This is a genomic window from Micromonospora sp. I033 (genome assembly GCF_053890995.1).
In genome coordinates this window covers 1-5,310 of sequence record NZ_JBSSLX010000302.1, presented here as the reverse complement: position 1 = coordinate 5,310, position 5,310 = coordinate 1, and the positions used below count along the sequence as shown (strand labels likewise).

Genomic DNA, 5,310 nt, shown 5'->3' with positions numbered 1-5,310 from the left:
AGCCGCCAGGGCAGCCGGCGGGCGAGCGCCCCGTTGAGGGTGTCGGAGGGGCGGCCGAGCAGGTACTTGGGCACGACCCAGACCCCGCGCCGCAGCGACAGCAGGGTGCGCGCGGCGGCGTACGAGGCGTCGACGGCGATGTCCATGGCGGAGTTGCCGCCCCCGACCACCAGCACCCGCCGGCCGGCGAGCTGCTCGGGGCCCCGGTAGTCGTGGCTGTGCAGCTGCTCGGCGGTGCACTCGCCCGGGTACGGGTCGGGCCACTTCGGCGCCCGGTTGTGCCCGTTGGCCACCACCACCGCCTCGACGTCGAGGTGGACCGGCCCCTCGGGGCCGGTGACGTGCACGGTCCAGCCGCCGCCCGCCGCCGGGGTGACCCGCACGACGGTGTGCCGCAGCCGCACGGCGTCGCGCAGCCCGAACCGGTCGGCGTAGTCGGCGAGGTAGCCGGCGATGCGGCTGTGGTCCGGGTAGTCGGGCCAGTGCGCCGGCATCGGATGGTCGGCGAACTCGGTGCGCCCCCTGCTGGTGTTCAGGTGCAGCGTCCGGTACGCCGGCGAGCCGGCCGCCCCGTACACCCAGAGGCCGCCGACGGTGTCGGCGGCCTCGAACGCGACCGCCGGCACGCCGGCGTCGGCCAGCGCCTTGAGGGTGGCCAGTCCGGCCGCGCCGGCGCCGATGACCGCCACCCTGGGTGGTGCCGCCATGCCCGCCTCCTTAATCCAACGACCGCTGGATAATCCCCGGCGGGCGGCGGCCCGTCAAGGGGTGGCCGGCGGGTACAGCCCGTCGAGGAAGCGGTGCACGAAGGCCCGGAACTCGCGCCGCTCCCGGGCCGCGGAGCCGCCCTGCGCGGCGAGGGCCACCACGTGCCCGTGCACCGCCCAGACCAGGCTGCGCACCGTGACGTGCGGGGTCGGCTCGACCAGCGCTCCGCCCGAAGCGGCGGCGGCGAGCAACTCCTCGACCAGCGCGTAGAGCGGGGCCGCGTAGCGCTGGTCGAGGTCGGCGTGCCGGTGCGGCTCCAGCCAGCGGCGCAGCCACAGGGCGGTGGTCTCCGGGCGGTCCTCGAGGAAGTCGACGAACACGTCGACCACATCGTGCAGCGCCCGTAGCGCCTCGGCCGGCCCGGCCGCCAGGGCCAGCCGGGCGCGCTCGCCGGCCGCCTCGAGGACCTCCCGCTCGGCGGCGAACACCCGGGCGAAGCAGGCGTCGTAGAGCTCCGCCTTCGTGCCGGTGTGGTGGGCGACGGTGGCCACGTCGACGCCCGCCGCGGCGGCGACGTCGCGCAGACCGACCGCGTCGAAGCCACGCTCGGCGAAGAGCGCCGTGGCGGCGGCGAGCACCAGGTCGCGGGTGGGCCGCTGGTCGTCGCGGCGGGGCCGACCCGGTCGGCGGCGGGGCATGGTCATCCCGCCATTGTTCCCCCTACAATCCAGCATCCGTTGGATTGGGGGCGGCATGCCCCGAGGAAGGGGCAGCGATGACCGGGCTCGACCAGCGGCGCCAGGCCGCCGCCCTGCCGCGCGGCCCGTTGGTCGGCTTCGCTGCCGGCTCGCTCGGCATGGGCGTCTGGGTCACCGTGCCCGGGCTGCTGCTGCTCTACTTCCTCACCGACGTCCTCGCGGTCGCCCCGTGGCTGGCGGGGCTCAGCCTGCTCGTGCCGAAGATCGCCGACGTGCTGCTGCACCCCTGGATCGGGCACCGCTGCGACGTCGAGCAGGCCCGCCGCGGCCACCGGCGACGGCTGCTGCTGACCGGCTGCGCCCTGCCGCTGGCGTTCGCCGCGCTCTTCGCGGTGCCCGGCGGGCTGACCGGCGCACCGGCCGCGGCCTGGGTGGCGGTGGCCTTCGTCGCCGGGAACCTGCTCTTCGCCGCGTACCAGGTGCCCTACCTGGCCACCCCGGCGGACCTGCGGATCGGCTACCACGAGCGCACCCGGCTGATGGCCTTCCGCATGGTGGTGCTCACCCTCGGCATCCTGGTCTCCGGGCTGCTCGCGCCGCTGCTGGCCGGCGGTGACGCCGCCACCCGCGCCGGCTACCTGCGGATGGCGGCGCTGCTCGCGGTAGGGATGCTCGCGGCCATGGCGGTCGGCGTCGCCGGGATCGGCCGGCTGCGCCGCACCGCCGCCGCGCCGGCGACGCCGCACCCGGCGGCCGGGTGGCGGACCCTGGCGGCGAGCCTGCGCGACCGGCAGTTCCGCTGGCTGGTCGGCGCGTACCTGGCCATGTCGACCACCACCCACCTGGTGCTGGCCGGGGTGCCCTACTACGCGGAGTACGAGCTGGGCCGCCCGAAGCTCACCACCGTGCTGGTCGCCGCGTTCGTCGCGCCCGCCCTGCTGGTCACCCCGGCCTGGCTGGCGGTCGCCCGGCGGGTCGGCAAGCAGCCGGCGCTGCTCGCCGCCCAGGTCGCCTTCGCCCTCGGCGCGCTGGTGCTGGCCGTCGGCCGGCCGGCCGGGCTGCCGGTGCTGGTCGGCGCGGTGGCGGTGCTCGGGGTGGCGTTCGCCGGGATGCAGCTGCTGCCCTTCTCGATGCTGCCCGACGTGATCCGCGCCGCCGACACCGACCGGGCCGGCACGTACACCGGGGTGTGGACCGCCACCGAGGCCACCGGCGCGGCGCTCGGCCCGTACGCCTACGCGCTCTGCCTGGCGGCCGGGGGCTTCGTGGCCTCCGCCGCCGGGCAGACGGTCACCCAGTCGGCGGGCGCGCTGGCGGCGATCCGGTACGGCTTCGGCCTGCTGCCGGCCGCCGTCATGGTGGTCGCGGTGCTGCTGCAACGCCGCTACACCCTCGACCGTGCCGCCCGCGCGGACGCCGGCCGCGACGGCGCCGCCTGACCGGCGGCGCGCGCGACGACGAAGAGGAACAGGCCGCAGGCCGCCACCAGGAGCCAACCCGGGCGGGACGCGCGGGCCAGGCCCGCCGGGCCGACCCCGGCGACGAGGCCCCCGGCGACGGCGATGCCGACGGCCGACCCGAGCTGCCGGGCGGTGGAGGTGATCGCCCCGGCGACCCCGGCCCGCGCCGGGGGCAGGCCGCTCACCGCGGTGTTGGTGATCGGGGCGTTGGCGAAGCCGAAGCCGACGCCGATGAGCAGGTAGGCCGGCAGGAGCTGCCGGGGGTCCGGGTCGGGACGCAGGTCGACCAGGATGAGCCCGCCGGCCGTGAGGAACGCGCCGGCGAGCAGGAGGGGCCGCCGCGCCCCGTACCGCCCGGCCAGCCGGCCCGACAACGGCGCGCAGACGGTCGCGCCGAGCGCCAGGGGCAGGGTCGCGGTCCCCGCGGCGAGCGGGGTCCAGCCGTGGCCGTGCTGCAGGTACAGCGTGGTGAGCAGCAGGCTGACGGTCAGCGCGACGAACACGGCCACCGCGCCCAGCACCGCCGTGGCGAAGGCCGGCCGCCGGAACAGCCCCAGCTCCATCAGCGGTTCCTGGCGACGCCGCTCGACCGCCACGAAGCCGACGGCGGCCGCGGCGGCCACCAGGTACGCGGCCCAGGCGGGCGGCGACGCCCAGCCGATGCGCGGGCCCTCGATGAGCACGGCGACGCAGAGGCACACCACGACGGTGAGGAGAACCTGGCCGGGCAGGTCGAGCCGCCGGGCCCGCAGCGCGCGGGACTCCGGGACGAACCGCGCGCTCAGCACCAGCGCGGCGACGATGACCGGGGCATTGATCCAGAACACCGACCGCCAGCCGAACGCCGCGATGAGCGCGCCGCCGGCGACCGGTCCGGCCGCCATGCTGAGCCCGAAGACCGAGGCCCAGATCCCGATGGCCTGGGCCCGTTCCCGCGGGTCGGGCATCGCGTTCACCACGATGGCCAGGGCCACGGGGCTGAGCATCGACGCGCCGATCCCCTGGACGGCCCGCGCCGCGACGAGCGCGCCGAGCGACGGGGCCACCGCGCACGCCACCGACGCGACGCCGAAGACGACCAGCCCCCACCGGAAGACCCGGCGGCGGCCCAGCCGGTCGGCCAGCGCGCCCGCGGAGATCAGCAGGCTGGCCACGGCCACGGTGTAGGCGTCGACGACCCATTCCAGGCTGCGGGTGCCCACCTCCAGCCCGCGCCCGATGGCGGGCAGGCCCACGTTGACGATGGTGGTGTCCAGCCCGACGAGCAACATGCTCAGCGCGCAGATCGCCAGCACCGCCCACCGCCGGCGCGCACTCGGCTCGGATCGCACGGTCAGGGATGTCGCGGCCACTCGCTCACCTCCAGGTCGGGAAACATGCCCGCCATGCTCGGACCGCGCGGGCCCCCGGGCCCAGCCGTCTTGCGGAAACCGCAAAGATGGCGGGCGTGGAAACGGACTTCGCGAAACTCCTCGACGGCATCGGGCCGCGGCTGCGCGCGCTGCGCCGCGACCGCGGACTGACACTGGAGACCCTCGCGACGCAGACCGGCATCTCGGTGAGCAAGCTGTCCCGCCTCGAGTCGGGCAAGCGGCGCCCCACCCTCGAGCTGCTGATCCCGCTGGCCCGCGCCCACCGTGTCGCGCTGGACCAGCTGGTGGCGGCGCCGGCCACCGGCGACCCCCGCGTCCACCTGCGGCCGCACCGGCGACGGCGCGGCGGCGTGGTGGTGCCCCTGACCCAGTACCCGGGGCGGGTCCAGGTCTTCAAGCAGGTCCTCGCGCCCCGGGAGCCGAAGCTCGTCACCCACGCCGGCTACGAGTGGCTCTACGTCCTCGCCGGCCGGCTGCGCCTCGTCCTCGGTGACCGTGAGTTCCTCCTCCGCCCCGGCGAGGTGGCCGAGTTCGACACCGGCGAACCGCACTGGTTCGGCCCGGCCGACACGGACACCGTCGAGATCCTGCACCTGTTCGGACCGCACGGCGACCAGGCCGTCGTCCGCACCGGGCCGTCGACGCCGTCGTGACCCGCGGCAACTAGACTTCGCCGCCGATGGACGCCGAGCCCACCCCCGAGACCCGCCCCTGCGCCCACTGTGGACGGGAGGTGCCGCAGCGCGCGGGCGCCGGCCGCCCCTTCCGGTACTGCCGGGACAACGACGGCGCCTGCCAGCGCGCGTCGCGCAACTCCCGGATGCGCCACCGCAACGCCCCGGGCCTGCCCGGGCAGGTGGCCCGCACCTGGGAGGCGGTCGAGCGGCTCGACCAGATCGTGGAGACGCTCACCGACGCGCTGCACGCCGAGCTCTCCCCCGCTCGGCGGTCAGGTCGGTGACCCGGCGGCGCTCGCCGTCGCGTTCGGCCCGCACGGTACGCAGCTCCTGGCGGGCGGCGTCCCGGTCCCGCTCGGCCTGCACCCGCCGCGCCCGCGCGGCTGTCCCCTAT

6 protein-coding genes are annotated in these 5,310 nt (G+C 76.6%); 3 read left to right on the top strand and 3 right to left on the bottom strand.

Going from position 1 to position 5,310, the window contains the following annotated elements; all coding sequences use genetic code 11:
- Both ACW0Q9_RS28885 and ACW0Q9_RS28880 read right to left on the bottom strand, forming a co-directional pair.
- A partial coding sequence (locus tag ACW0Q9_RS28885) for a flavin-containing monooxygenase (RefSeq protein WP_456186668.1) occupies positions 1-707 on the bottom strand: 707 nt, incomplete at its 3' end.
- A 54-nt stretch (positions 708-761) separates the two neighbouring features.
- Positions 762-1,412, bottom strand: a complete 651-nt coding sequence (locus ACW0Q9_RS28880) for a TetR/AcrR family transcriptional regulator (RefSeq protein ID WP_456186666.1) — start codon at positions 1,410-1,412, stop codon at positions 762-764.
- A 71-nt stretch (positions 1,413-1,483) separates the two neighbouring features.
- Between ACW0Q9_RS28880 and ACW0Q9_RS28875 the strand changes: the two genes are divergently transcribed.
- The gene (locus tag ACW0Q9_RS28875; protein ID WP_456186664.1) at positions 1,484-2,845 is read left to right on the top strand and encodes an MFS transporter; all 1,362 of its coding nucleotides are present in this window, start codon (positions 1,484-1,486) and stop codon (positions 2,843-2,845) included.
- On the opposite strand, the gene ACW0Q9_RS28870 is transcribed toward ACW0Q9_RS28875, so the two are convergent.
- Positions 2,791-4,218 (bottom strand): MFS transporter, encoded by a 1,428-nt coding sequence (locus ACW0Q9_RS28870; protein ID WP_456186662.1) that lies wholly within the window; start codon positions 4,216-4,218, stop codon positions 2,791-2,793. The genes ACW0Q9_RS28875 and ACW0Q9_RS28870 overlap by 55 nt on opposite strands.
- Before the next feature lie 95 nt (positions 4,219-4,313).
- On the opposite strand from ACW0Q9_RS28870, the gene ACW0Q9_RS28865 reads away from it, so the two are divergent.
- On the top strand, positions 4,314-4,892 hold the full coding sequence (locus ACW0Q9_RS28865; protein WP_456186660.1) for a helix-turn-helix domain-containing protein: 579 nt from the start codon (positions 4,314-4,316) through the stop codon (positions 4,890-4,892).
- A gap of 26 nt (positions 4,893-4,918) precedes the next feature.
- Positions 4,919-5,200 carry a hypothetical protein gene (locus ACW0Q9_RS28860; protein WP_456186658.1) on the top strand — a complete coding sequence of 94 codons (282 nt, stop codon included), beginning with the start codon at positions 4,919-4,921 and terminating at the stop codon, positions 5,198-5,200.
- Positions 5,201-5,310: the final 110 nt, after the last annotated feature.

Excerpts from the sequence above, each read along its gene's own strand:
- ACW0Q9_RS28880 (WP_456186666.1), bottom strand. The coding sequence starts at position 1,412 with ATGACCATGCCCCGCCGCCGACCGGGTCGGCCCCGCCGCGACGACCAG.
- ACW0Q9_RS28860 (WP_456186658.1), top strand. The coding sequence starts at position 4,919 with ATGGACGCCGAGCCCACCCCCGAGACCCGCCCCTGCGCCCACTGTGGA.
- ACW0Q9_RS28875 (WP_456186664.1), top strand. The coding sequence starts at position 1,484 with ATGACCGGGCTCGACCAGCGGCGCCAGGCCGCCGCCCTGCCGCGCGGC.